General features: G+C 69.0%; 24 protein-coding genes. 7 read left to right on the top strand and 17 right to left on the bottom strand.

Translation table 11 applies throughout. From position 1 onward, the window contains the following. Nucleotides 1-26 precede the first annotated feature (26 nt). The gene (locus QLQ85_RS12235) at nt 27-1,859 is read left to right on the top strand and encodes an SEC-C domain-containing protein (protein ID WP_282739239.1); all 1,833 of its coding nucleotides are present in this window, start codon (nt 27-29) and stop codon (nt 1,857-1,859) included. A 24-nt stretch (nt 1,860-1,883) separates the two neighbouring features. On the opposite strand, the gene QLQ85_RS12230 is transcribed toward QLQ85_RS12235, so the two are convergent. Further along, on the bottom strand, nt 1,884-3,251 hold the full coding sequence (locus QLQ85_RS12230) for an AmpG family muropeptide MFS transporter (RefSeq protein WP_282724004.1): 1,368 nt from the start codon (nt 3,249-3,251) through the stop codon (nt 1,884-1,886). 155 nt (nt 3,252-3,406) lie between these two features. On the opposite strand from QLQ85_RS12230, the gene rfaH reads away from it, so the two are divergent. From rfaH to QLQ85_RS12205, 5 genes are all read left to right on the top strand, one after another. Beyond that, entirely contained in the window at nt 3,407-3,943 is a 537-nt protein-coding gene (rfaH, locus tag QLQ85_RS12225) for a transcription/translation regulatory transformer protein RfaH (protein WP_282739238.1), read from the top strand. Between the two features lie 49 nt (nt 3,944-3,992). After that, nucleotides 3,993-4,499, top strand: coding sequence for an FKBP-type peptidyl-prolyl cis-trans isomerase (locus tag QLQ85_RS12220; protein ID WP_282739237.1), 507 nt, complete (start codon nt 3,993-3,995; stop codon nt 4,497-4,499). A 128-nt stretch (nt 4,500-4,627) separates the two neighbouring features. Next, complete coding sequence (gene ccoM / locus QLQ85_RS12215) at nt 4,628-4,741, top strand: cytochrome c oxidase subunit CcoM (RefSeq protein WP_276308844.1); 114 nt, start codon at nt 4,628-4,630, stop codon at nt 4,739-4,741. A gap of 196 nt (nt 4,742-4,937) precedes the next feature. Continuing rightward, complete coding sequence (locus QLQ85_RS12210; protein WP_282739236.1) at nt 4,938-5,276, top strand: hypothetical protein; 339 nt, start codon at nt 4,938-4,940, stop codon at nt 5,274-5,276. Beyond that, entirely contained in the window at nt 5,276-6,490 is a 1,215-nt protein-coding gene (locus QLQ85_RS12205) for a PqqD family protein (protein ID WP_282739235.1), read from the top strand. The genes QLQ85_RS12210 and QLQ85_RS12205 overlap by 1 nt, the downstream gene beginning before the upstream one ends. A 9-nt stretch (nt 6,491-6,499) precedes the next feature. Here the strand turns inward: QLQ85_RS12205 and QLQ85_RS12200 are convergent, their stop codons facing one another. The 4 genes from QLQ85_RS12200 to QLQ85_RS12185 all read right to left on the bottom strand — a co-directional run bounded on the left by QLQ85_RS12200 (nt 6,500) and on the right by QLQ85_RS12185 (nt 12,484). Then, nucleotides 6,500-9,184 carry a bifunctional diguanylate cyclase/phosphodiesterase gene (locus QLQ85_RS12200; RefSeq protein WP_282739234.1) on the bottom strand — a complete coding sequence of 895 codons (2,685 nt, stop codon included), beginning with the start codon at nt 9,182-9,184 and terminating at the stop codon, nt 6,500-6,502. 22 nt (nt 9,185-9,206) lie between these two features. Continuing rightward, nucleotides 9,207-9,890, bottom strand: coding sequence for a transglycosylase SLT domain-containing protein (locus QLQ85_RS12195; protein WP_407650383.1), 684 nt, complete (start codon nt 9,888-9,890; stop codon nt 9,207-9,209). After that, the gene (locus QLQ85_RS12190; RefSeq protein WP_282739233.1) at nt 9,871-11,592 is read right to left on the bottom strand and encodes a proline--tRNA ligase; all 1,722 of its coding nucleotides are present in this window, start codon (nt 11,590-11,592) and stop codon (nt 9,871-9,873) included. The genes QLQ85_RS12195 and QLQ85_RS12190 overlap by 20 nt, the downstream gene beginning before the upstream one ends. Before the next feature lie 298 nt (nt 11,593-11,890). Next, a complete protein-coding gene (locus tag QLQ85_RS12185) occupies nt 11,891-12,484 on the bottom strand; it encodes a GNAT family N-acetyltransferase (protein ID WP_282739232.1) in 594 nt (197 codons plus the stop codon). 129 nt (nt 12,485-12,613) lie between these two features. Between QLQ85_RS12185 and QLQ85_RS12180 the strand changes: the two genes are divergently transcribed. After that, complete coding sequence (locus QLQ85_RS12180) at nt 12,614-13,051, top strand: hypothetical protein (RefSeq protein WP_282723995.1); 438 nt, start codon at nt 12,614-12,616, stop codon at nt 13,049-13,051. 22 nt (nt 13,052-13,073) lie between these two features. On the opposite strand, the gene QLQ85_RS12175 is transcribed toward QLQ85_RS12180, so the two are convergent. From QLQ85_RS12175 to QLQ85_RS12120, 12 genes are all read right to left on the bottom strand, one after another. Then, nucleotides 13,074-13,994, bottom strand: coding sequence for a peptidoglycan recognition protein family protein (locus QLQ85_RS12175; protein ID WP_282739231.1), 921 nt, complete (start codon nt 13,992-13,994; stop codon nt 13,074-13,076). A 3-nt stretch (nt 13,995-13,997) separates the two neighbouring features. Next, entirely contained in the window at nt 13,998-14,753 is a 756-nt protein-coding gene (locus QLQ85_RS12170) for a DUF3307 domain-containing protein (protein ID WP_282739230.1), read from the bottom strand. Beyond that, nucleotides 14,750-15,415, bottom strand: a complete 666-nt coding sequence (locus QLQ85_RS12165; protein ID WP_282739229.1) for a hypothetical protein — start codon at nt 15,413-15,415, stop codon at nt 14,750-14,752. Before QLQ85_RS12165 ends, QLQ85_RS12170 begins: the two co-directional genes overlap by 4 nt. Before the next feature lie 102 nt (nt 15,416-15,517). Then, nucleotides 15,518-16,696, bottom strand: coding sequence for a vWA domain-containing protein (locus QLQ85_RS12160; RefSeq protein ID WP_282739228.1), 1,179 nt, complete (start codon nt 16,694-16,696; stop codon nt 15,518-15,520). A 3-nt stretch (nt 16,697-16,699) separates the two neighbouring features. Beyond that, nucleotides 16,700-17,554, bottom strand: coding sequence for an AAA family ATPase (locus QLQ85_RS12155; protein WP_282739227.1), 855 nt, complete (start codon nt 17,552-17,554; stop codon nt 16,700-16,702). Between the two features lie 79 nt (nt 17,555-17,633). Continuing rightward, nucleotides 17,634-18,569, bottom strand: a complete 936-nt coding sequence (locus QLQ85_RS12150) for an NAD(P)-dependent oxidoreductase (protein ID WP_282739290.1) — start codon at nt 18,567-18,569, stop codon at nt 17,634-17,636. A gap of 49 nt (nt 18,570-18,618) precedes the next feature. Continuing rightward, nucleotides 18,619-18,957 (bottom strand): SaoD/DsrE family protein, encoded by a 339-nt coding sequence (locus tag QLQ85_RS12145; RefSeq protein WP_282739226.1) that lies wholly within the window; start codon nt 18,955-18,957, stop codon nt 18,619-18,621. Next, entirely contained in the window at nt 18,954-19,331 is a 378-nt protein-coding gene (locus tag QLQ85_RS12140; RefSeq protein WP_282739225.1) for an iron-sulfur cluster assembly scaffold protein, read from the bottom strand. Before QLQ85_RS12140 ends, QLQ85_RS12145 begins: the two co-directional genes overlap by 4 nt. A gap of 17 nt (nt 19,332-19,348) precedes the next feature. Further along, the gene (locus QLQ85_RS12135) at nt 19,349-20,110 is read right to left on the bottom strand and encodes an ABC transporter permease (protein WP_282723983.1); all 762 of its coding nucleotides are present in this window, start codon (nt 20,108-20,110) and stop codon (nt 19,349-19,351) included. Continuing rightward, entirely contained in the window at nt 20,107-20,889 is a 783-nt protein-coding gene (locus tag QLQ85_RS12130) for an ABC transporter ATP-binding protein (RefSeq protein ID WP_282739224.1), read from the bottom strand. The genes QLQ85_RS12135 and QLQ85_RS12130 overlap by 4 nt, the downstream gene beginning before the upstream one ends. Next, the gene (locus QLQ85_RS12125) at nt 20,886-21,956 is read right to left on the bottom strand and encodes an ABC transporter substrate-binding protein (protein WP_282739223.1); all 1,071 of its coding nucleotides are present in this window, start codon (nt 21,954-21,956) and stop codon (nt 20,886-20,888) included. Before QLQ85_RS12125 ends, QLQ85_RS12130 begins: the two co-directional genes overlap by 4 nt. A gap of 144 nt (nt 21,957-22,100) precedes the next feature. Continuing rightward, the gene (locus tag QLQ85_RS12120) at nt 22,101-23,906 is read right to left on the bottom strand and encodes an ABC transporter transmembrane domain-containing protein (protein WP_282739222.1); all 1,806 of its coding nucleotides are present in this window, start codon (nt 23,904-23,906) and stop codon (nt 22,101-22,103) included. Nucleotides 23,907-24,024: the final 118 nt, after the last annotated feature.

Here is a 24,024-nt window from a genome sequence, read left to right as displayed (position 1 = left end):
GCCGTTTTCTGTCTGCGGAGGCTGCGATGCTGGCGGTATGGGTGGAACAACTGCTGGGCTTTGCCTCGGGTGCCCTGGCGGCCATTCGCGAGGACGAACGCTATCCGACGCTGATGGCCTGGGCCCGGGAGGAGGGCGCTGGCCTGCTGGGCGGCAACCTGGCCCATGCCCAGGCGCTGGCACCGGAACTCTGGTCGCAGACTCCCCTGGAGCGGCTCGGCTTCGCCTGCGAGCCCCTCGCCCGGCCGGGCCGCAACGAGCCTTGCTGGTGCGACTCGGGCCGCAAGACCAAGCACTGTTGCGGTGCCGTCTCGTTGCCCGGCCATGTGCCCGAACACCTGATGTGGATGCTCTCGCTGCGCGACTGGAAGGGCGAGGTGCTCAAGGCCGCGCTCGAGAGTGGCCGGGCCCCGGCCCAGGCCCTGCTCGAGGCGGGGCTGATCGCAGCGGAGAGCGGCCAGCGGGGGCGTGCCCAGCAGATCCTCGAGTCGCTGTTCGAACGCGCCGACTGGTCGCGCCTGCCCGAGCAGGCCGAGCCGGCCTTCGAGATCCTCGTCGACCTCTACCAGGAGCGCGGCTTCCATCGCAAGCGCACCGCCCTGCTCGACGAGGTGCTCGACCGTGGGCCGCTGTTCCTGCGTGGGGTGGCACTGGAGCGGCTGTGCCTGATGCACCTCGACAACGACGACCTGGACAGCGCCCGGGCCGCCTTCGTGCGTGCCCAGCAGGCGCTGCCCGATTCGCCGACCCTGGCCTATATCGAGGCCATGCTGCTGCTCCACGAGGGCCACGAGCGGGAGGCCGCCGAGCGGGCCCGCTTCTGGTTCCGGCGCCTGGCTCGCCAGGGGGACCTGGACCCGGACCAGCTGCAGTTCCTGGCCGACCTGGCCGACAACCCCGGTGCGACCCTGGCCGAGCAGCTGCTCAACGCCGAGGAGGACCTGGCCGGGCCGCTGGCCTCGTTGCAGGCGCTGCTCGAGGCGCTGCCGACGGCGCCGCGGCTGACGATCCAGCGTTCCGACCAGGGCCGCCTGGAGTATCACGCCAGCGCTCGCGAGGACACCCTGTTCGCCGCCTGGTTCGAACACTTCCGGGTGCAGGTGGTGGGCGATGCGCCGATGGGCTTCGACGACGATCCCTGGCCCCATGCCGCCGATTGGCTCGCCGAACTCTGTTCCCACCCGGAGTGGCTGGATTCGCCACGGGTGGTCCAGGGCCTGGCGCTGGCCCTGACCAGCCGTTTCGGGAGCCTGCCGTGGATGGCGCCAAGCCTCTTTGCCCCCCTGGCCGACCGGCTCGAGCGCTGGCTCGAGCAGGTCCAGGCCGCGGGGGAAGGTACCCTGACCTGGGATGACGCCGACAACGCCGTACTGCTGCGTACCGGCCTGGCCCTGGTGGTGGGGATGGAGCGCGGGGCCAGGCAGCGTTCCCGGGAGCTCGCCGAGCGACTGCTGGTGCTGGACGACCAGGACGGCCTGGGGCTGCGCGAGCTGGTCCTCGACCAGTTGCTGCGCGAGGGGCGCGATCGCGAGGCCCTCGAGTTGAGCGAGCGGGCCCTCGAGGAGGAGTCCGAGGAGCCCGCCCCGCTGCTGGGGCTGCTGATGGGACGGGTGCTGGCGCTCTATCGCCTGGCACGCCCCGAGGAGGCCCTGGAGGCCCTGGCGGCGGCCCGCCGCCACAACCCCCATGCCCTGGCCATGCTCTGTGCCGACAACCCGCGGCCGGTGACCACCGGCGGCGACGGTATCGCCGAGCCCGGCTCCCGGGCCGAGGCCTGGCAGTATCGTACCCTGATGCGCGACCAGTGGCGGGCCAGTCCCGGGGCACTGCAGTGGCTGCGGGAGCAGCTGCCCGGCTGATCGCTTGCCTCGCCGGGGTGTTGGTCAGGCCGCCCGAGCGGCGGGGGGTGGCACCAGCTCGCGGTCACGGCTGATCCAGATCGCCAGGCCGATGGCCGGCAGGCCGAGCGCCGTCGCCACGACGAAGAAGGTGGCATAGCCCTCGGCAGCTACCACGATACCGCCGAAGCCGCTGAGGAACTTGCCGGGCAGGGTCATCAGCGACGAGAAGAGGGCGTACTGGGTCGCGGTGTAGGCCCGCGACGTGAGGCTCGAGAGAAAGGCGATGAACACCGCGCTGGCCAGGCCATTGGCCAGGTTGTCGCCGACGATGGCGGCGACGAGCATCGGCAGGCTCTGTCCGGCCTGCGCCAGGGCCGCGAACAGCAGGTTGGTGAGGGTCGCCGCCACCGCCCCCAGCACCAGGAGAGGCCCGATGCCGTAGCGGGCGACCAGCAGCCCGCCGAGGATGCCGCCGCCGATGCTCATGGCGATGCCGAAGACATTGGTGACGTTGGCGATGGTGGCCAGCGTAAACCCCAGGTCGATGTAGAGCGGGTTGGCCATGGAGGCCATCGCCAGGTCGCTGATGCGGAACACCGCGATGAAGACCAGCAGCCACAACGCCTTGAGCCGATGGCGGCCGATGAAATCCGTGAAGGGACAGACCACGGCGCCGATCAGCCAGGCGCCCATGCGCCTGGTCGACTTGGGCTTGCCGCGGCTGGCGCGCAGGAAGGCGCGCACCTTCGGCTCGTGGATCAACTGGGTGTTGAGCGACAGGCGGGCGGGCTCGGGGCGCACCAGCACGGTGATCACGCCGACCCCGACCAGGGCGGCCATGGCCAGGTAGGCGGCTTCCCAGGAGAGCGCCGAGGCGACGTACAGCGCTCCCGCCCCGGCGGCCAGCAGCCCTCCGCGATAGCCGATGATATAGGTCGACGCCATGGCCGCCTGGACATCGTCGGGTGCCGACTCTATGCGGAAGGCGTCGATGGCGATGTCCTGGGTGGCCGAGCCGAAGGCCACCAACAGCGCGAAGGCGGCGACCAGCCCCAGGTGGCCTACCGGGTCGAGGCCGGCCAGCCCGACCAGGCCCGCGGCGATCATCGCCTGGGCCAGCAGCATCCAGCCGCGGCGCTGGCCGAAGACCCGGGTCAGCAGCGGCAGGGCCAGGCGGTCGACCACCGGTGCCCAGAAGAACTTGATCGAATAGAGGATGCCGATCCACGAGAAGAAGCCGATGGCGGCAACCTCCACTCCGTCGCTGCGCAGCCAGGCCGAGAGAGTGGAGAAGACCAGCAGGAAGGGCAGGCCGGCGGAGAAGCCCAGAAACAGCATGGTGATGACCGGTGCGCGCAGGTAGATGGCCAGGGCGGCGCGCCAGCTGCGATGGGCCGTGGGGGTGAGCATGACGGGGTGCACTCCTTGCGAACCTCGGGCGAAGGGGGGCACGCGGCTCGCCCCAACGATGTTAGACTGGAGAGTGACGGCCGGGCCGCTTCCCATGGGATCGATTGTTGCAGAGCCCCGTCAGTGATACCAGCATGCACCCGATCAGGAGTTCCATGAGCGAAGTCGACGCGAGTTCGGAATATGGCGGTGACGCCGTACCCCACTGGTACGTGATTCAGTGCAAGGGCGGTGAATCCTTTCGCGCCGCGGAGCATCTGGGCAACCAGGGTTATGAGGTCTTTCATCCGGTGCTCGAGGTGCAGAAGAAGCGTCGCGGCAAGCTGGAGTGGATCAACGAACCGCTCTTCCCCCACTACCTCTTCATCCGTCTCGACCGCCTGGTCAGTAACTGGCGGCCCATCCGCTCCACCCGTGGCGTGCTCCGGCTGGTCGGTTTCGGCGACATGCCACTGGCGGTGGACGATGGCCTGGTCGAGACCCTGCGCCACCACGGCGCCGACCGCCAGGACGCCACGGTCAACCTCTACTTCCGGGCCGGCGACGTGGTGGAGATCACCGAGGGGCCGTTCAAGGACCTGCAGGCGGTCTTCGCCAGCCACAAGGGCGAGGAGCGGGCCATCGTGCTGCTCAGCATGCTGCACAAGCAGCAGCAACTGGAGATGCCGGTTTCCCAGTTGCGCCGTCGCTGAACGTCCCGCTCACTCCCGCCGCTCGTTCCATCCTGCACAGGAGAGCCCCATGACGATCGCCCCCCAGCGGGTCGTGACCCTGCACTACGTGCTCAGTGACACCGACGGCAACGTTCTCGATGACTCCCGGGCCCGCCAGGTGCCGTTGGAGTACCTCCACGGGCACCACAACATCGTTGCCGGCCTCGAGCGGGCGCTGGAGGGGCGGGCCGAGGGCGCCGAGCTCAGCGTGACCCTGATGCCGGCGGAGGCCTATGGCCTGCGCAACGAGGCCCTGGTCCGCGAGGTGGGGCGCTCGGCCTTCCCGGTGGATGACCTGGTTCCGGGCATGCGCTTCCAGACTCCGGGTGACGACGGTCCGCAGGTCGTCACCGTGGTCGAGGTGCGCGACGACAGCGTGCTGATCGACAGCAATCATCCGCTGGCCGGACACACCCTGCGCTATCGTCTCGAGGTACTGGGCGTGCGGGAGGCCACCCGCGCCGAGCTCGCCAAGGGACATCCGCTGCCGCCGGGTACCGATCCCGGCAGCGTGGAAGACAGGAAACTCCCCTAGATCTGACCTGGGTCAAGGGAAAGCCCGTGTCGCCGCCCCGCTCGGCGGCAAACTTGACTCAGGTCAGAAACTCCCCGGCGCCGACGGACTACAGTCCTCTCAACACATCGAGACGGGAGGACAGCACCATGTATTGGGATGACGCCGTAGTCTTCGGGCTGGTCACCGTCGCGATGATGATCGCTTTCCTGGGCGGCTGGATCGGATTCATCATTCGCGACCATCGCAGGAAGAAGCACTGAGCCAGCCGCTCATCGAGTCGTCAGGGGAGGGGGGGCAACCCCCCAGTTGCCGACCCATATGGGTCGGCTTTTTTTTTGCGAATGTGCAGGCCCCGAGGAAATGTCGGGCAAGGGCTGGCCAGGTGCCGTCGTCAACTGGAGCGAGTCGAGCGCGACGAGTATCATGAACACTGTTCGATAACCAGGAGACAGTGTCATGAAAGCGCAGCGTCACGCTACCCCTCCCGATGAAGGCAAGCGCCTGAGCCGCCGCCGTCTGCTCGCCACCCTGGGCGTCGGCATCGCCGGCGCCTATGTGGCTCCGACCCTCTTCAGCCTGGGCCAGGCCCATGCCTGGCATGACCAGCCGCGCGACCGGCGATCCGGTTACAGCCATCCCAGCCACTCGCGGCCCAGTTACAGTCGCCCCAGCTACTCCCGGCCCAGCTACTCGCGACCGAGCTACAGTCGCCCCAGCGGCGGCTACCATCGCCACATCTACCATTACCATACGCATGACCATCACCCCGACTACCTCGAGCCGAGTCGCTGGTGATGTCGGCTGGCACGCGGGTGCTTGACCTGGGCTTCGAGGGGCTGGAAGCGGTGCTGCGCCTGAACGACGTCCCCGAGATGCACTCCCTGCTCGGTGAGGTCACGCCCGGTTGGCGGTCGTTTCCCCAGACGGCTCGCGGGCCGGGACCGGCGATCCGTCTGGCTCACGACGCGCGGGGCGCCGGACAGGGGTACCGCCAGCACTCGCCCGAGCTGCCCCACGGGCTGCACCTGCCCACCCCGGTGGCCGCGGCCTGCAGCCTGGTCGCCGACCTGGTCGGTGCCTTCTTCACGCGTCATCCCGACCTGATCGGCCTGCACTGCGGTTCGGTGGAGGTCGCCGGCCGACTGGTGCTTTTCCCCGAATCGCACCGCGCCGGCAAGAGCACCCTGAGCGCGGCTCTGGCCGCCGCCGGCCAACGCGTCTTCGGCGATGATGTCCTGGCGCTGACACCGGAAGGCGAGGGCATGGCGCTGGGTATCGCCCCGCGTCTCCGCTTGCCGCTGCCCCCCCGTCTCGATCCCCGCCTGCACGACTTCGCGGAGCGTCATGCCGGCCCCGAGGATCAGCGCTACCGCTATCTCGCCCTGCCGGAGCCCCTGCTGGCACGGCACGGAGAGCGTCGTCCCCTGGGCGCCATCGTGTTGATCGAGCGCGACGACACGCTGGCCGCGCCCGAGCTCGTCGAGCTGGCGCCCGGCGAGGGGGTGTTGCAGTTGCTGTGCCAGAACTTCGCCCATGGGCAGCCGAGCGAGACACTGATGGCCCGTTTCCTGCCGCTGATGGCCTCGCTGCCCTGCCTGTTGTTGCGCTACGCCGAGCCGCTGGCGGCCGCACGCTGCCTGGTCGCACATCTGGGCGATCCGTCGCCCGGCCGGGGCTCGGCGGCGGTATCCTTGACCGCTCATCACGCCGTGCCTCGGGCCGGGGCCAGGGTGCCGATCGGCCGGCGCTGGCGGGCACGGGAAGCCGTGCGCGATTATCCGTTCGGTGAGGAGCTGTTCCTGATTCACGGACCGAGCGGCGCGATCCATCGGCTCAACGCCAGCGGTCGGGCAGTATGGGCCCTGCTGGCCTGCGAGGCACTGACGGCCGGTGAGATCGCCGACCTGCTGAGTGAGCACTACGGCGGCGTGCCGGCGGAGAGGATCGAAGCCGACGTGTGCGCATTGCTGGGCATGCTGGCCGAGGCGGAGCTGATAGGGTCCGCCTGAGTGCCGCATTCAGGCGTCGAGGCGGCGCAGGAAGACGCCCGTCGGTTCGGGGCGTGCCAGGTAGTAGCCCTGCATCAGCGTCACGCCCTGTCGACGCAGGAAGTCGGCCTGGTCGGCGGTCTCCACTCCTTCGGCCACCAGGCGCAGGTCCAATGCCCGGGCCAGGGCGATGATCGAACGGGCCAGGGGGGCGTCCTGCCGCAACTTGAGCGGGTCGAGAAAGACCTTGTCGAGCTTGATCTCGTCGACCTCGAGCTCCTGCAGATAGCGCAGCGAGGAGTAGCCGGTGCCGAAATCGTCCAGCGCGATCGACAGGCCCAGGGCGTGCAGGGAGGCCAGGCGCGGCATGACGCCGGGCGTCACCAGCAGCGACTCCACCACCTCCAGCACCAGGCGATGGGCCGGCAGGGCATGGGACTGCAGCAGGGACTCGACGCGGGCCGGGAAGTCGGGGTCGCGCAACTGCTGTACCGAGACGTTGACCGCCAGCATCAGGTCGGTGTCGCGTAGCGGGCCGGCCAGCAGCGCCAGGGTCTCTCCCAGGACCCAGTCGCCGATCGGCTGGATCAGTCGGCAGTGCTCGGCCTCGGCGATGAAGTCACCGGGGCCGAGCAGGCCGCGCTCGGGGTGCATCCAGCGCAGCAGGGCCTCGGCCCCATGCAGCCGGCCGCCGTCTGCGAACTGGGGCTGGAGGTAGAGCCGGAACTCGCGCCGGGAGATGGCGTCGCGCAGCTCGCGCTCGAGCCGGCTCTGGTGGCGCTGCCACTGCCCCAGGGCATCGTCGTAGAAGGCCAGTCGGTGACGGGCCTCGCCGCGTGCCCTCTCGAGGGCCAGCTCGGCCCGCTGCAGCAGGCGATCGATGTTCCGAGAATCTTGAGGGTAACCCGCCAGGCCCAGCGAGAAGTGCAGCGAGGCCGGGGCGTTCTCGTTGAGCCAGGGGTGGGCATCGAGCTCGTCGAGCAGGGTTTCCAGGCGGGCATGCAGACCCGCGCGATCGTCGCCGGGCAGCAGCAGGCAGAGCCGGTTGGCCGGCAGACGAGCCGGAACCCCTTGCAGCGCCGGGGTCGCGAGCCGCCGGCGCAACAGCTCGCCGACCTCGTGCAGGGCGGCATCGCCGAAGGCCGTGCCCAGGCTGTCGTTGATCTGGTTGAGTCCCTTGACGTGGAGGATGCCCACCAGGAAGGGACCCTGTCGCCGCAGCGACTCGATGTACTCCTCGAGCCCATGCAGCGTCGGCAGGGCGGTGACCTGGTCGTAGTGGAGCTGGCGGTGCAGGGTGCGCTCCACCTCGCGCCGGCGCAACGACTCGGCGAACTGGCAGAGCAGGCCCGAGAAGCTGGTCAGGGCGTTGATCTCGTCGGTGTGCCAGCGTCGTGGTCGGGAGGATTCGCAGCACAGCACGCCGCGCAGCTCGCCGGCCACGAACAGGCCGATATCGAGCATCGACGCGATCTCGTTCCGGCAAAGATAGTCGTGCAGGCCGGTCAGGCGCGGGTCGGCGGGGGCATCATCGGCCACCAGGGCCGGGGTGCGGTGAAGTTCGACCAGGTAGGCCTCGAGGTCCTCGCCGAAGAGCTCCTCGCCGACCGTCTCGGGGACGAGGCTGGCTTGGCAGATCAGGCGGCCGTCGTCCCCCTCCAGCAGCCAGAGGCTGATCCTGGGAATATCGAGCAACTGGGAGCTGCATTCGAGCAGGGCGGCGATGAACTCCTCCTCGCTGGCGTCGCGCAGGTGCATGCCGCGCAGGTCATGCCAGGCACGTTGCTGAGCGGCCAGTCGCGACTGGGTCTGGCGCAGTTCCTCGACGGTCGCCAGACTGGCGCGGGCCTGGTGGCGCAGGCGCTGGAACAGCAGCGTGGAGAAGCCTCCCAGGCCCAGCAGGGTGATCAGCAGCCAGGGCATCGACCGACGCAACATCACGCTGCCGGGCGCGGAGGGGGTCCATTCCAGCCAGGCCAGGGGGGCGCCGGTCCGGGTGCGCAGTGGCAGGCGACCGGGTCGTTCGGGAGCGGCGGTGAGGTGCAGGTCGGGCAGGTTGGTGGCCTCGCGGAGTATCCCGATGAGGCCGTTGTCGACCTCGAAGGCGAAGAGCAGGCGGTGGGGCGAGGGTGCCTGGACGTGATGGCTGCTTTCGGGGAGTACCGGCGCGGTGGCGAACAGCACCGGCCTTTCCTGCCAGAGGGCGAAGCCCGACGTCATGGGGGCCTGGGCGAGGCGACTCTGGGCCAACAGGGACCCGTGGTCGGTCGCGGGGGGGCGGCGGGGTTCGCCGCGGTGGACCTCATAGAGTACCTCCTGGTCGGTCGACACCAGCAGGGCCAGGTCGATGCCCAGGTTGTCATGCAGGTTGGACCCCATCTCGAGCTCCAGCCACTCCAGGTCCGGGCCGTCGTCGGCGTGGATGGCCAGGTGGCTGAGATCCCAGGTCGCGTAGTCCAGTACCTGGCCGATCAGTCGACGGCGGATCTGTTCGAGCTGGGTCTCGATCTGCTCGTGGGTGTGGCGGGCATGCTGCAGGTTCTGCTCGCGGGCGGCCCACAGCAGGATGACGAGTATCACCACCACGGCCAGTGCCAGCAGCGCGACGAGGCCCCGCCTGAGACGACGATAGTCGCGCTCGGTGCGGCTCAGGGCCCGGGCGATGCCCGAGGTCGGGTCGTCCTGGCTCGCTTCCTTGTCGATGGTGTCGGGCATCCTTGTCTCGCCTCGGTCGATCTCAACGCCGTGCCGCGGCTCGTGAACCGCCATCACCGGACTGGCGCCAGTGGCGCTGCCAGGCATGCATGACCCGTTCCGGGTACCAGGTCTGTCCCAGGCTGCCGTTATAGCGCGCCAGCGCCCGGGTCAGATCACCACGTTCCACGGCCAGGTAGTGGGCGAGGATGGTGCAGCCGTAGCGCAGGTTGCGCCAGGGATCCTTGAGGTCATCGGCGGGCAGGCCCAGTTCGCGGATCCAGAACGGCATGATCTGCATCAGCCCCACGGCACCGGCGGAGGAGACGGCCTCTGCCTGGAAGGCGCTCTCCACCTGGATCACCGCCAGTACCAGCTCCGGGGGCAGGCCGGCCAGGCGTGCTTCCTGATAGGCACGATGCAGCAGCTCGGTGCGCAGCGCGGGGTCCTTCACGAAGCGGGTCAGGCGAGGCTCCATGTCGGTGAGCCACTGTCGGGCGGCCCAGATCTCGGCCGGCGAGCGCGGGGCCTCCAGCGAGGCGTTCAGGGTGGTGCGCAGCGAGGCGGGGATCTCGGGCAGGGCCCGCACCAGTTGCAGCGGCTCCACCGCCGGAGAGGGCGCCAGGGCGCTCAGGAAGGTGTCGCCATCGTCGGCGTGGGTCAGTGGCAGCCCGGCCACCGCCAGCAAGGCGGCGGCCAGCCGGTGCCTAGCGGCCGACGCGGTCACCCAGGAAGTCGAGGATCTGCTCTGCCGGCACCATGGTGGCGTCACTGTCACGGCGTCCCTTGTATTCGAGTTCGCCCTTGTCCAGGCCACGATCGCCGACCACCAGGCGATGGGGAACCCCCATCAGTTCATGATCGGCGAACTTGACGCCAGGGCGCAGGTCGCGGTCGTCGAGCAGGACCTCGAAGCCGGCCGCCGTGAGTGCCTGGTAGAGCCGCTCGGACTCCTCGCGCACCCGCTGCGACTTGTGGGCGTTCATCGGCACCAGTGCGATTTGGAAGGGCGCGATGGCATCGGGCCAGATGATGCCGGCATCGTCGTGGTTCTGTTCGATGGCGGCGGCCACGACGCGAGTCACACCGATACCATAGCAGCCCATCCAGGGATGGGTGGCGCGGCCGCTGTCGTCGAGCACGGTGGCATTCAACGCTTCGCTGTACTTGCGACCCAACTGGAAGACGTGGCCCACCTCGATGCCGCGCTTGATGGCGAGCACGCCCTTGCCGTCCGGCGAGGGATCCCCCTCCACCACGTTGCGCAGGTCGGCGACCTTCGGCAGCGCCACGTCGCGTTCCCAGTTGATACCGAAGTAGTGCTTGCCGTCGATGTTGGCGCCGGCACCGAAGTCGCTCATCAGCGCCACGCTGCGGTCGATGACGATCGGCATCTCGAGGTTCACCGGGCCCAGCGAGCCGGGGCCGGCCCCCACCGCGGCGCGGATCTCCTCCTCGGTGGCCATGGTCAGCGGCGTGGCCACCTCGGGCAGGTGCTCGGCCTTGATCTCGTTGAGCTCGTGGTCGCCGCGCACCAGCAGGGCGATCAGGCCGCCCTCGGCGGCGCGAACCATCAGCGTCTTGAGGGTCTTCTCGATGGGCAGGCCGTGCTGCTCGACCAGGGCGGCGATGGTGCGGGCATCGGGGGTATCGACCAGGCGCAGCTCCTCGCTCGGCGCGGGGCGCTGGGGATCGCTGCCGGGCGGGGCCGGCAGTGCCTCGGCCTTCTCGATATTGGCGGCGTAGTCGGACTCGGTGGAGAAGACGATGGCGTCCTCGCCGGAGTCGGCCAGCACGTGGAACTCGTGGGAGTCGGTGCCGCCGATGGCGCCGGTGTCGGCCAGTACCGGGCGAAAGTCCAGGCCCAGGCGCGTGAAGATGCGCACATAGGCATCGTACATCGCCTGGTAGGTCTCCTGCAGGGAGGCCTGGTCGACATGGAAGGAGTAGGCGTCCTTCATGATGAACTCGCGCGAGCGCATCACCCCGAAGCGCGGGCGGATCTCGTCGCGGAACTTGGTCTGGATCTGGTAGAAGTTGACCGGCAGCTGCTTGTAGCTCGACAGCTCGCGGCGCATCAGGTCGGTGATCACCTCTTCGTGGGTGGGGCCCACGCAGTAGTCGCGATCGTGGCGATCCTTGAGGCGCAGCAGCTCCGGGCCGTACTGCTCCCAGCGGCCGGACTCCTGCCACAGTTCGGCGGGCTGTACCGCCGGCATCAGCACCTCCTGGGCACCGGCGCGGTCCATCTCCTCGCGCACGATGCGTTCCACCTTGCGCAGGGTGCGCAGGCCGGTCGGCAGCCAGGTGTAGAGGCCGGAAGTGAGGCGGCGGATCATGCCGGCACGCAGCATCAGCTGGTGGCTGACGATTTCGGCGTCGGCGGGGGTTTCCTTGAGGGTGGCGATCAACAGTTGGGTGGCGCGCATGGGTCCGGCGTTTCCTCGGGCTGTTCTTCTGGAGACGTCTTCTTCGGGAGAAGAGCGCAGGCTGGGCCGCAGCGTCGACGGCAATTGGCGCATTGTACGGCCAACGGTGAATGGCGGCAAAAGGGCGTGACGTTTGAACTCAGCGATGCCGGAGAGGGGCGCCGGGGACAGGCCGAAGAGGAGGTCATTTGCCATGGATGGCAAATGTAGCGCCCAGGGATGGGTTTACAGCGCCTCCTCGCAGGCCTGTCGACGGATCAGCCCCGGAGAAGCAGGCTATTGCGAAGGTCCTGTTCCGTCATCTCAGCGACTTCAGCCAGAACACCATGGGCTTGTCGGTCTCGGCCGGTTCGCCGATGTCCTTCCAGCGGAAGGTGGTGGCCAGCTCGGGGTGGCGTTCGTAGCCCCGCGAGTGCCAGAAACCGTGCAGCGGCACGTAGCCTTGCGGTTTCCGCGGGTGGTCATCGGGACGCTCGACGGCGCAGAACGCCACCGTCGCAAACCCCTGGCCCGCGGCATGGCGCTCCCGCTCGGTCATGAAGGCCTTGCCGATGCCGCGGCCACGGTACTCGGGCAGCAGCACCGACTCGCCGTAGTAGAAGACCGTGGCCGGCTCGATCCCGGCGCGCTCGAAAGGGGCGCGGAACGCCTCGACATCCGCGGCCAGCGGCATGCCGGTGGCCGCGCCGACCAGAGCGTCGCCATCGAAGGCGAGCACGAACAGGCTGTCGGCGCACTCGGCATAGCGGCGCAGGTAGTCCGACTCGTAGTCGAAGTCGCCGTCGTAGAGATAGGGAAAGTCGCGAAACACCCGGATACGCAGGCGGGCCAGGGCCGCCAGATGGGGGGCAATGGCCTGGCCCTGGCAGGTGGTGAGTCGTGTATCGCCCATGCAGACCTCCGTGGAAGGGAAAACGCTCGTACGAACCTTGGCTATGGTAAGCTCAGGCCGATTTTGCCTGCCGATGCGTGTCCGGACAATGTGCGATATCGGCTGCCCGTTCACCCAGGAGGTGTGTGCATGAATCCTGTACTTCGTCGCGGCCTGACCGGCCTGGTTCTCGGTGTGTCGATCACCGCCCTGGCAGGCTGTGGCACCCTGTTCCACCCCGAACGCAAGGGGCAGGTCAGTGGTCGCATCGACCCGGTGGTGGCCATCGCCAACGGCGTGGGGCTGCTGTTCTTCATCGTGCCGGGAGTGATCGCCTACGCGGTCGACTTCTCCAACGGCACCATCTACCTGCCCAGCGACCACTCGTCCGCCGGCGTCGATACTCTCCGCCTCGAAGAGGGCATGGACGTGGCCCGACTGGAGCGGCTGCTCTCCGAGAAGACCGGCAAGCCGGTCAGCCTCGATGACGAGCTGGTGCGGGTCGCGGAGGTCGACTCCCTGGACGAGGCGCTGGCGCTGGTGCGCATGGCGGGGATCGACGACGAGGCGCGCCTGGCGACGATGTGATCCAAGCCTCGTCCGAGGCCTTTCACTCGCCGTGGCGTCGCGCGATGCCATCGAGGCCGGCGGGCCGGTACTTCTCCAGCAGCGCCCAGAGGATCGCCGCGGTCTCGGCGTCCGGCCGGCCGCGGTAGTCGGTGGGACGAAAGCGCATCTGGAAGGCTCGCAACACCGCGCGGGTCTGATGGTCGAGCTCGCCGGTCGCCTCGATCGGGTGGCCCCAGGCCTGCAGCGCCGCCTGGAGGGTGGCGAGTTCCGGCGGATCGGTCGTGAAGCCGGCCTGCCAGCGTGCCACGCTCTCCGCCTCCGGCCAGGCACCGATGCCGGCCTCGTACAGCCGTCGCCAGGGAAAGGCCGGACCGGGGTCGATCTTGCGCGTCGGGGCGATGTCCGAGTGGGCCACGACATCCGTGGGGCGGAGGTCGTGGCGCGCGATGATGTCCCGCGAGAGGGCGATCAGCGCCTCGATCTGCTCGTCGGGATAGGGCGCCCAGGCGATCTCCACGGCGGCATCCGGATTCTCCTCCAGCAGTCGCTCCACCTCCGCATAGGGCCGGTTCGGGCCGGTGTTGACGATCTCGATGCCGATGGAGGTGTCGTTGAGGTTGGTGCGATCCTGCCAGGCGCTGGCCCCGGCATGCCAGGCGCGGCGTGACTCGTCCACCAACTGGTAGATCAGCGGCTCACCCCGCCGGCGGCGTGCCGGCAGCGGCAGCACATAGTGGGCGCTGACGTGGGGGCCGGTGAGCACGGCCAGTGACGCGGCCTCGTCCACGTCGGTGTAATGCATCACCAGATGACGCACCCGGCTGTGGTGGGAGGGCGCGACACGGGAGTGATCCACCACGTAGCCGTCACGAGGCTCCAGCCGGCCCGGCGCGGCACAGGCGCCGAGCAGCAGGGCGAGGAGCAGGGCGAGGAGCAGGATGGCGGCGAGGGGGCGCCACATGGCTCAGCTCTCCAGCAGCAGTCGAAGGGTCAGGCCCAGCACCAGGGTCGAGGCGACGCTCACCAGGGTACCCAGCAGCACGTATTCGGTCAGCTTGCGATCCTTGGATTCGCGCAGGTCGCCGTAGCGCAGCACCGACTTGGCGGTGAGCAGAAACCCCACCGCGGTGAGCTGGTCCAGCAGCACCAGGGAGAGCACCAGCAGGCGTTCGAGCATGCCGATGCGTGCGCCGGCCTGGGCCAGGGTGCCGGTGTCCTCCAACTGGCTGCTCCAGCGCTTCATCACCATGGCGATGGCGAACGAGAAGGGGCGCGTCACGATCAGGTAGGCCGCGGCCACGCCGAGCACCGTAGGCGAGAGCAGCCAGGCACCGAGTGACTCGAGCGGCGCCAGGCTGCCGAGCCAGGCCAGCCACAACACGCACAGCACCACCAGGTGCAGCGCCTGGTCGAGCAGGAACCAGCGCAGCTTGCCGGGCAGCCTGGCCTTGATGAGATCGATCAGCCAGTGGCTGGCGGCGACCCCCAGGGCACCGGCGAGCACCGCCGGTAGGCCGGGCGAGCCCGGCATGAGCTGGGCCGCGACCAGCAGCGCCAGCGCGGTGAGGCAGCCATGCACGGCGATGTGATAGAGCAGGTGGCGCGAGCGGTGCAGCCGGCGTACGCGCTCCTCTACCCAGTGGCGCGGCTGCAGCACGAAGTCGCCGACCAGGTGGGCCAGTACCAGCCCCAGCAGCAGGGAGAGTTCGTTCGGGCTCATTGGCGTGCGTCCTTGTCGGCCAGGCGCGTCTCGAGATAGGCGAGGGTATCGCTGAGCAGCGGCCAGCGTGCCGCCCGCAGGCGCTTGTGCACGCTGGGCTGGCGGATGCCGAGCCGCTCGGCCATGGCCTGCTGGGACAGCTCGCGCTCGAGGCTCAGGTGCACCACCTCCGCCGAGTAGTGCGACCAGCTCGCCACCAGGTCGTCCAGGTAGCGCAGCAGCAGCGCCAGGCTACCATCGTCGGGTTCGTCGAGTAGTGTCAACGCGAGATGATCGGTACTTTCGCTCAGGGCGTCCAGGTGGCGTCCCGACGCCACGAAGGGCTCGTCGTCGGCCTCGGCCACCCGCAGGTCGGCGTGCCATTCGGCCGGCCCCACCGCCACGGCGATGCGTGCGTCCCAGCGCTGCTCGGGTTCGGAGTGCTCGATCAGCGCGGCGCGCAGGGCAATGGCCGCCGTCATCGCGTGCCGAGCGTGGGGCAGGGCGAGCTGGAAACCGTCGCCGCGAAAGCGCTCGGCGCGGCCGCCCTGGCGTTTGGCCAGGGCGGCCAGGGTGTCGTCCAGCACTCGATAGAGGTGTTGCCGATCGCGCACTTTTCGCGAATCGATCACGTCACCGGTGAGCACGGCGATGCGTTGGGCCTTGGCGTTTCGCTGGGGCATGCAGGCGCTCCTTGAGCAAGCGCCTTCAGTATAGCCATGCAAGGCTATGTCGCCAATCAATAACCCATAAGGGCTATAAATAGGTAAAATAGCCTTTATGGGCTATTTGGCCAGTTCCCGCATGGCCGTCTCCAGCCCTTCCAGCGTCATCGGGTACATGCGGTCGTCGATCAGCCGGCGGATCAGCTGGGTGGAGTGGGTGAACTCCCAGGCCCGCGGCGGCATGGGGTTGAGCCAGGCCAGCCGCGGGAACTTGTCGGCCAGGCGCTTCAACCACACGGCGCCGGGCTCGTCGTTGAAGTGCTCGACGCTGCCGCCGGGCTGGGTCACTTCGTACGGCGACATGGCGGCGTCGCCGACGATCACCACCTGGTAGTCGCGCCCGTAGGTGTGCAGCACGTCCAGGGTGGGGATGCGTTCGCTGGTGCGGCGATAATTGTTCCGCCACAGCCCCTCATAGACACAGTTGTGGAAGTAGTAGGGCTCCAGGTGCTTGAACTCCGAGCGCGCCGCCGAAAAGAGCTCCTCGCAGGTACGGATGTGGTCATCCATGGAGCCGCCCACGTCGAGCAGCAGCAGCACCTTCACCGCGTTGTGGCGCTCGGGACGCATCCGTACGTTGAGCAGGCCGGCGTCGCGGGCGGTGTCGCGGATGGTGGCGTCGACGTCGAACTCCTCCGCGGCCCCCTGACGGGCGAACTTGCGCAGTCGTCTCAGGGCCATCTTGATATTACGGGTACCGAGTTCCAGCGAGTCGTCGTAGTCGCGGAAGCGGCGCTCGTCCCACACCTTCACCGCGCGACGATGGCGCGAGCCGTCCTGGCCGATGCGAATGCCCTCGGGGTTGTAGCCGTAGGCGCCGAAGGGGCTGGTGCCGCCGGTACCGATCCACTTGTTGCCGCCGGCGTGGCGCTCCTTCTGCTCCTCGAGCCGCTCCTTGAAGGTCTCGATCAGTTTCTCCAGCCCGCCCAGCGACTCGATCCGGGCCTTCTCCTCCTCGGAGAGCTGCTTCTCGAACTCGCGGCGCAGCCAGTCGTCGGGAATCAGCGCCTCGATGGCGGCGTCGAGGCTATCCAGCCCCTCGAACCAGGCGGCGAAGGCGCGATCGAAGCGGTCGAAGTGGCGCTCGTCCTTGACCATCACGGTGCGCGCCAGTTGGTAGAAGGCCTCCATGTCGGCGAACACCACGCCTCGCTCCACGACCGCATGCAGGTCGAGCAGCTCGCGCAGCGACACCGGGACGCCGTGGCGCTTCAGGGTCTCGAACAGGCCGATGAACATCGCTCAGCGCCTCTGGTTGCCCTGGCGGCGCATCATGAACGCCAGCCGCTCGAGCAGCTGCGTATCCTGCTCGTTCTTCACCAGCGCGCCCGCGAGCGGCGGGATCGCCTTCACCGGATCGCGGTGATACAGCGCCTCTCGGGCGAGCTCGTCGCTCATCAAGAGCTTCAGCCAGTCGACCAGCTCCGAGGTGGAGGGCCGCTTCTTCAGGCCCGGCGCATGGCGCAGCTCGAAGAACACCTCCAGCGCCTCGCCGACCAGCCTCGGCGCGATGTCGGGGAAGTGCACGTCGACGATGGCGGCCATGGTCTGGCGGTCGGGGAACTCGATGTAGTGGAAGAAGCAGCGGCGCAGGAAGGCGTCGGGCAGCTCCTTCTCGTTGTTCGAGGTGATGACGATGATCGGCCGGTGACGGGCAGAGATGGTCTCGCCGGTTTCAACGACATGGAATTCCATGCGATCCAGCTCCTGGAGCAGGTCGTTGGGGAACTCGATGTCGGCCTTGTCGATCTCGTCGATCAGCAGCACCACCCGCTCGTCAGCGGTGAAGGCCTCCCACAGCTTGCCGGGCTTGATGTAGTTGGCGACGTTCTTGACGCCCTCGACACCGAGCTGGGAGTCGCGCAGTCGGCTCACCGCGTCGTACTCGTAGAGCCCCTGGGCCGCCTTGGTGGAAGACTTGATATGCCAGGTGATCAGCCGGGTGTTAAGCGACGCCGCCAGCTCCTCGGCCAGCAGGGTCTTGCCGGTGCCGGGCTCGCCCTTGACCAGCAGCGGTCGCTCGAGGGTCACGGCGGCATTCACCGCCTGCTTGAGGGCCTCGGTGGCCACATAGGTGGAAGTGGAATCAAACGCCATGGGTCGCGCCTCGGCTCGGTCGTCGGAAGGGGTATCAGGAAATCAAACAAGTGTACGTAAGGGGGGCGGCGGCGACAAATCACCGCCGCCGCGACGGGCGGTATGCCTTCACCAGGGTCGCCGGGTCGCGCTCGGCATGGCCCTGGTTGGCGTGGGCGCGCATCAACTGGGCGGCCAGGCCGCACATGGGCGTGGCGCTGCCGCTGCGCTGGCTCTGGGCCACCGCCATGTCGAGGTCCTTGAGCAGGGTGCGCAGGTGCCAGGGCGGTGCCTCGAAGTCGCTTGCCGCCATGCGCGGTGTGAGGATTCGAAAGGGCTTCGAGTCGGCGAAACCGCCGGCGAGGGCCTCGGTGAGGCGGCTGGCGTCGACGCCGCTGGCCTCGGCGAGCGCCACCATCTCGGCGATCACCGCGGCCTGGCAGCCGACGATCATCTGGTTGCACACCTTGGTGACCTGGCCGCTGCCCACCGGCCCCATATGGGTCACCCGGGCGGCGAGAGGGGCGAGAAGGGGGCGAAGGGCCTCGATGTCGTCTACCTCGCCGCCGCACATGATCGCCAGCGTGCCGGCCTCGGCCCCGGCCACGCCACCCGATACCGGTGCGTCCACCCAGCGCATGCCGGCCTCGCTCTCGAGGCGGGCGGCGAACTCTCGGGTCGCGGCCGGGTCGCTGCTGGAGAAGTCGACCAGCAGCTGGTCGGGCCTGGCGTAGGCGGCCACGCCCTCGGTGCCGAAGACCACCTCGTCCACGACGTCGGTGTCGGCCAGGCAGAGCATCACCACGTCGACGCCCTCCACCAGTTCACCGATATAGTCCGCCACGCGTACGCCGGCGCCGCGCAGGTCATTGGCCTTCTCCGGGGTGCGATTCCACGCGGTGACATCGAAATCGGCCTCCAGCAGCCGACGCGTCATGGGATGGCCCATCAGCCCGAGGCCGATGAAGCCGAGGCGAGGCTGGATCATGTCGAGTCTCCGGAGCAGTCGGGGAAACCTCCAGCATGCGCGACGCAGGGCACTACCAGCAAGTCGTCGGTCCCAGGGCCGGCTAGAGAGAACACCCCTAGAGGGTGATGACCTGGTCCGGCGCGTTGTCGGCTAGCGCGGCGTAGAGGTCCGGGAAGCAGCCGATCGGCACGCCGGGCATCAGCCGGTCGGCGATCTCACGCTCGTAGCAGCACTGGTCGCAGCCCATCAGCAGCATGCCGCGCTTCTCGGCCACGGCGCGCAGCCGTTCGCCGATGGGGTTGCCGTCCACCAGCACGTAGTTGTTGTCCTCGAAGAAGAACATGCCGACCACCTCGGCGCCGTGGCGGTCCTCCTCGAGCTGCGGGAGAATCATCCGGGCGAGCACGTAGGAGACGTTGTGGCGCTGGGTGGCGAAGAGGTAGGCGACCTTCATGGTGCACACTCCTTGTCGGTCGTGAGAAGGGCGGCGCGCAGGGCGGCCACCGCGAGGGCGGCACGGTCCTGGCGGCCGGGCGGTACGCCGTGCAGCAGCGCCGCCAGGGCCTCGGCGTCCAGGCCGGGGGCCGAGTGGAGGGGACGGCCCATCTCGCATTCGGCCAGGGCGGCGCAGTAGGCGACGAGCGTCGCACAGGGCGTGGCCTCGAAGCGTGCCTCGGCAATGGTAGCGTCGTGGATCGCCAGGCTGAAGCGGGCGCGCAGACCCTGGGGGGTCTCGATCCAGGCACCGGCGTACGGCAGCGGCGGCGCGCGTCGCGTGCGCAGGCCGCGCTCCAGGCAGTCGTGGAGCCGCATGGGGCGGCGCGTCATGGTATCGCCGCAAGCCATCAGCGGTACTTCCAGCGCAGCAGGTAGCGCTCCAGGGCCCCGGCGAGGCCGAACAGCAGCATGACGAACGCCAGCACCAGCACGATCAGGGCGAACGTCAGCTCGGCGTTGTAGGTGCTCTGGGCGAACGCCAGCAGGTAACCCAGGCCCCGGCTGGAGGCGACGAACTCGCCCACCACGGCGCCGGTGAAGGCGAAGCCCACCGCGACCTTGAGACTGCCCATCACCCAGGCCACCACCGAGGGCACATAGACCTCGCGCAGCAGCACCAGCGGCCCGCCGCCGAGGGTCTTCACGCGCTCCACGAGCCGCGTGTCGACGTCGCGAATGCCGTTGTAGACGGCGAAGAAGGTCAGCACCACCACCAGGATGAAGGAGAGCGCCACCTTCGAGGCGATGCCGATCCCCAGCCAGATGATGAACAGCGGCGCGAGGATGACCCGCGGGATGGCGTTTAGCATGGCCATCACCGGCTCCAGCAGTTCCGCCACCGGGCGCAGCAGTGCCGCGATGAAGCCCAGCAGCGCTCCGCCGGCGAGCCCCAGGAAGAGGCCGAGCAGGGCGGCACCGAAGGTCGCCTCGAGGTGCTTGTAGATCTCGCCGTCGATGAACAGCTGCGCGATGGAGCCGCCGATGGCCGAGGGCGGGGGGGCATAAAAGGGATCGACCCAGCCCAGGGCGCTGATGCCCTCCCAGAGCAGCAGCACCAGGGCCAGGGCGGCGGTGCGCCGCAGCTGCAGCCACAGGGTCGTCTGGTTCATGGTGTCACCACCGCCGTCTCCGGTTGCTGCCGCGAGGCGGGGGTGCGCACCTCCTCGGAGAGCGCATCCCACAGTTGGCGTGCGGTGGTCGCGAACAGGGGTTCCTCCTTGACGCGCAGGAGGTCGCGCGGCCGCGGCAGATCGATTTCCCAGCGCCCCTTCACATGCGCCCGGGGCCCGCTGCCGAGCAGCACCACCCGGTCGGAGACGGCGACGGCCTCCTCGAGGTCGTGGGTGACCATGAGCACGGTGAGGTGCTCGCCCTCCACCCAGGCGAGGAGATCCTCGGTGAGGTAGTGGCGCACGATGGCGTCCAGCGAGGCGAAGGGCTCGTCCATCAGCAGCAGCCTGGGGCGCAGTGCCAGCACCTGGGCGATTGCCACCCGCTTGCGCTGGCCGCCCGAGAGCTCGCGCGGGTAGCGGTCGCCGAACTGGCCGAGCCCCACCGACTCGAGCCAGCGCATGGCCTCGTGGCGTGCCTCGGCCTTGCCCCGGCCGCGGATGCGCATGCCCAGGGCGACGTTGTCGCGGGCACTGCGCCACGGCAGCAGGGCGTCGTCCTGGAACAGCAGGCCGATCTCCGCGCGCTTCAGACCCAGGCGCACCTCACCGGCGCTGGGTTTCTGCAGGCCCATGACCGCGCGCAGCAGGGTACTCTTGCCGCAGCCCGAGGGGCCGATCAGGCTGACGAACTCCCCGGCGGCGACACCGAGGTCGACATTCTCGACCACCGGCTCGTCGCCGTAGCTCATCTGCAGGTTGCGGATATCCAGCATCATGAGGCGAGCAGGTCGGGATTGGCGATCTGCTCGAGCTCGACGCTGCCGCCGCGGCCGCCGGCGGCCTTCTGCACGTCGATCACGCGCTGCATGGCCTCCAGGTCGAGCTCCACCTCGCGGGGGTAGAGCGATTCCCGGTAGCGCGCCAGGCTGGCGGCCACGATCTCGCGGTCGCCGCCGGTGATGATCTCGCGCGGCAGCGCCTCCACCAGCTCCTCGGGTTCGGCCTCCTGGACGTACACCAGACCCTTGGCGAGGGCGCGCGCCAGGCGCTGCATCTCCTCGCGGCGTTCGTCAACCTCCTCGCGACGCACGGCCACGCCCATGAACTCGTAGGGGCCGCCGAGGTACTCGTTGGCGTCGTCGATGTCCATGCCGTTGACCAGCACCCGTGCGCCGCGCTCCTGAAGCAGCGACAGCGCCGGCTCCTGCACCATGCCGGCATCGAGCTGGCCGAGACGCAGGGCGTCGTAGAGGTTGGTGCCCACGGTGGCGAACTCGACGCTGTTCGGGTCCACGCCGGCGCGCTCGAGCAGATACATCAGGAAGGCATGGTCGGCGTTGCCCAGTGCCGACACCCCGAGGACGCGGCCCTCGAGGTCGCTGACCCGGGTGATGGTCTCGGCGCCCTCGACGCTGGTGGCCAGCGCAAACAGCGGCAGGCGGCCGGTGGTCGCAAAACGCACGATGTCGGCACCGCTGGCGAAGGCGTTGAGGGCGGCATCGAAGGAGGTGGCGGCGTACTCCACGGCGCCACCGTTGAGCGCCTGCAGGGCCGCACTGCCGCCGCGGGTGTAGACCAGCTCGACGTCGAGCCCCTCCTCGGCGAAGAAGCCCGCCGCGCGGGTGGCCTCGTAGGGCACGACACACAGCAGCTGGCTGCAGAAGGCCAGCCGTATCTTCTTGAGATCCTGACCGAAGGTGGGCATCACGCCGCCCAGGGCGGCCAGCCCCGCGGCGCCGGCCATGCCCTTGAGCAGGGTGCGACGCCTGACGTCGCGGCTGATGTGGAGGATATCCAGCTCAGCGTGCTCCTTCGGCTGCAGATCATGGCAGCAATCCGACATGACGGCTCTCCCGGATCGGGTTCAACACCATGAATCTACGAAAGGAGGGCACGAAACGACAAAGAATAAACGGCGTTAGGCATATAGCGCCGAGTGCTGATTACCCCGACGGAGGCGCTGCCATCCCGGAGCGGTGCTGCCGACTCAGAGCGGAGGTGGGCAAGCGGTGTTCCTTGCCTCTTCACTGGATTGCCGCCCGAACTGCAGTTCGGCCAGGTGGCGGTAGAGCGGGCTGGTTTCGAGCAGTTCCGCATGGCGTCCGGCGGCAACCAGACGGCCCCCGTCGAGGACCAGCAGGCGATCGGCGGCGACCACCGTCGCCAGGCGGTGGGCGATCACGATACTGGTACGCCCCTGCATCAGGCGGTCGAGGGCCTGCTGCACCAGGCGCTCGCTCTCGGCGTCCAGGGCGCTGGTGGCCTCGTCGAGCAGCAACACTCGCGGGTTCTTGAGCAGAGCCCGGGCGATCGCCAGGCGCTGGCGCTGACCGCCGGACAGCTGCACGCCACCGGGCCCCAGGGGGGTGTCGAAGCCGTGGGGCAGGGCCTCGATGAACGCCAGGGCGTTGGCGTCCCGAGCCGCGTCGTGCAGCGCTTCCTGGCTCGCCTCGGGATTGCCGTAACGCAGGTTCTCGGCAGCGGTGCCGGTGAACAGCGTCGGCTCCTGGGAGACCAGCCCCATGGCACGGCGCAGCGAGCGGGGTGCCAGGTCACGCAGGTCGATGCCGTCGAGCCGTAGCGTGCCGCTGTCGGGGTCATGGAATCGCAGCAGCAGGGCGAGCAGCGTGCTCTTGCCGCCGCCCGAGGGGCCGACCAGGGCGATCCGCTCGCCGGGACGGACATGCAGGTCGAGCCGCTGGAGTGCCGGTACCTCGCGGTCGGGATAGGTGAAGCTCACCCCGTCCAGACGAATGTCACCGGCCACGGGGTCGGGCAGGGGGGTGGGGCTGGCCGGGGCCTGGATGCGCGGTCGGGTATCGAGCAGTTCCAGCAGCCGCTCGGCGGCCCCGGCGGCACGCTGCACGTCGCCGGCCACTTCGGCCAGGGCGGCGACGGCCCCGGCGGCCAGCACCGCGTAGAAGACGAAGGCGGAGAGCTCGCCGGCGGTCATGTTGCCGGCCAGTACCGCCTGGCCACCCTGCCACAGCATCACGCCGACGGCGGCGAAGACCACCAGCATGGCGATGCCGGTGAGCCAGGCCCGCTGGCGGGTACGCTCGACGGCGCTGGCAAAGGCCTCTTCGACGCGCCTGCCGTAGTCGCGTCGCGCCATGGCCTCGTGGTTGAAGGCCTGCACGGTGCGGATGCCGGCAAGCGACTCGCCGGCGTAGCGGCCCAGCTCCGCCACCCGGTCCTGGCTGTAGCGGGAGAGCCGGCGGACCCGCCGACCGAACCAGAGGATCGGCAGCACCGTGACCGGAATGCCGAGCAGCACGATGGCCGAGAGCCACGGCTGGGTGACCAGCATCAGGCTCACCGCCCCGAGCAGCATCAGCAGGTTGCGCAGGGCCAGCGAGACCGACGAACCGAACAGGCTCTGCAGCACGCTGGTGTCGGCGGTCAGTCGCGCCGAGATCTCGCCGGCTCCCCTGTCCGCATGCAGGGCGCTTTCGAAGAACCCCGGTTCCAGCTCGAGCAAGTGGTCGAAGACCCGGCGGCGCAGGTCGGCGGCCAGGCGTTCGCCGATCCAGGTCACCAGGTAGTAGCGCAGCGCCGAGGCGCAGGCCAGCACGGTCACCACGGCGAGCATCATGACGAGTGCCTGGTTGAGTCGGGTGCGATCCTCGGCCAGGAAGCCCTGGTCGATCACCAGGCGCAGCCCCTGGCCGAGCAGCAACACGCTGGCGGCGGCGGCCAGCAGGGCGAGGCCGGCCAGCACCAGGCGCCAACGGTAGGGTCGCAGCAACCCCAGCAGTCGCAGCAGGATGCGCGGATCCGGCGGTAGGCTCATGGGGCGCCTCGGACGGAGCGGTGGCAGGAAGGGGCACCATAGCAGTGTCCGCCACGGCATGCATCGCGAACCCGGTGGTGGCGCCGGCATCGCCCCCGGCCTCCGCGGGTGGGATGCC

Source organism: Halomonas kalidii (genome assembly GCF_030010475.1).
In the GTDB taxonomy this organism is placed as follows: domain Bacteria; phylum Pseudomonadota; class Gammaproteobacteria; order Pseudomonadales; family Halomonadaceae; genus Halomonas; species Halomonas heilongjiangensis.
This window is presented reverse-complemented; position numbering and strand designations above follow the sequence as displayed.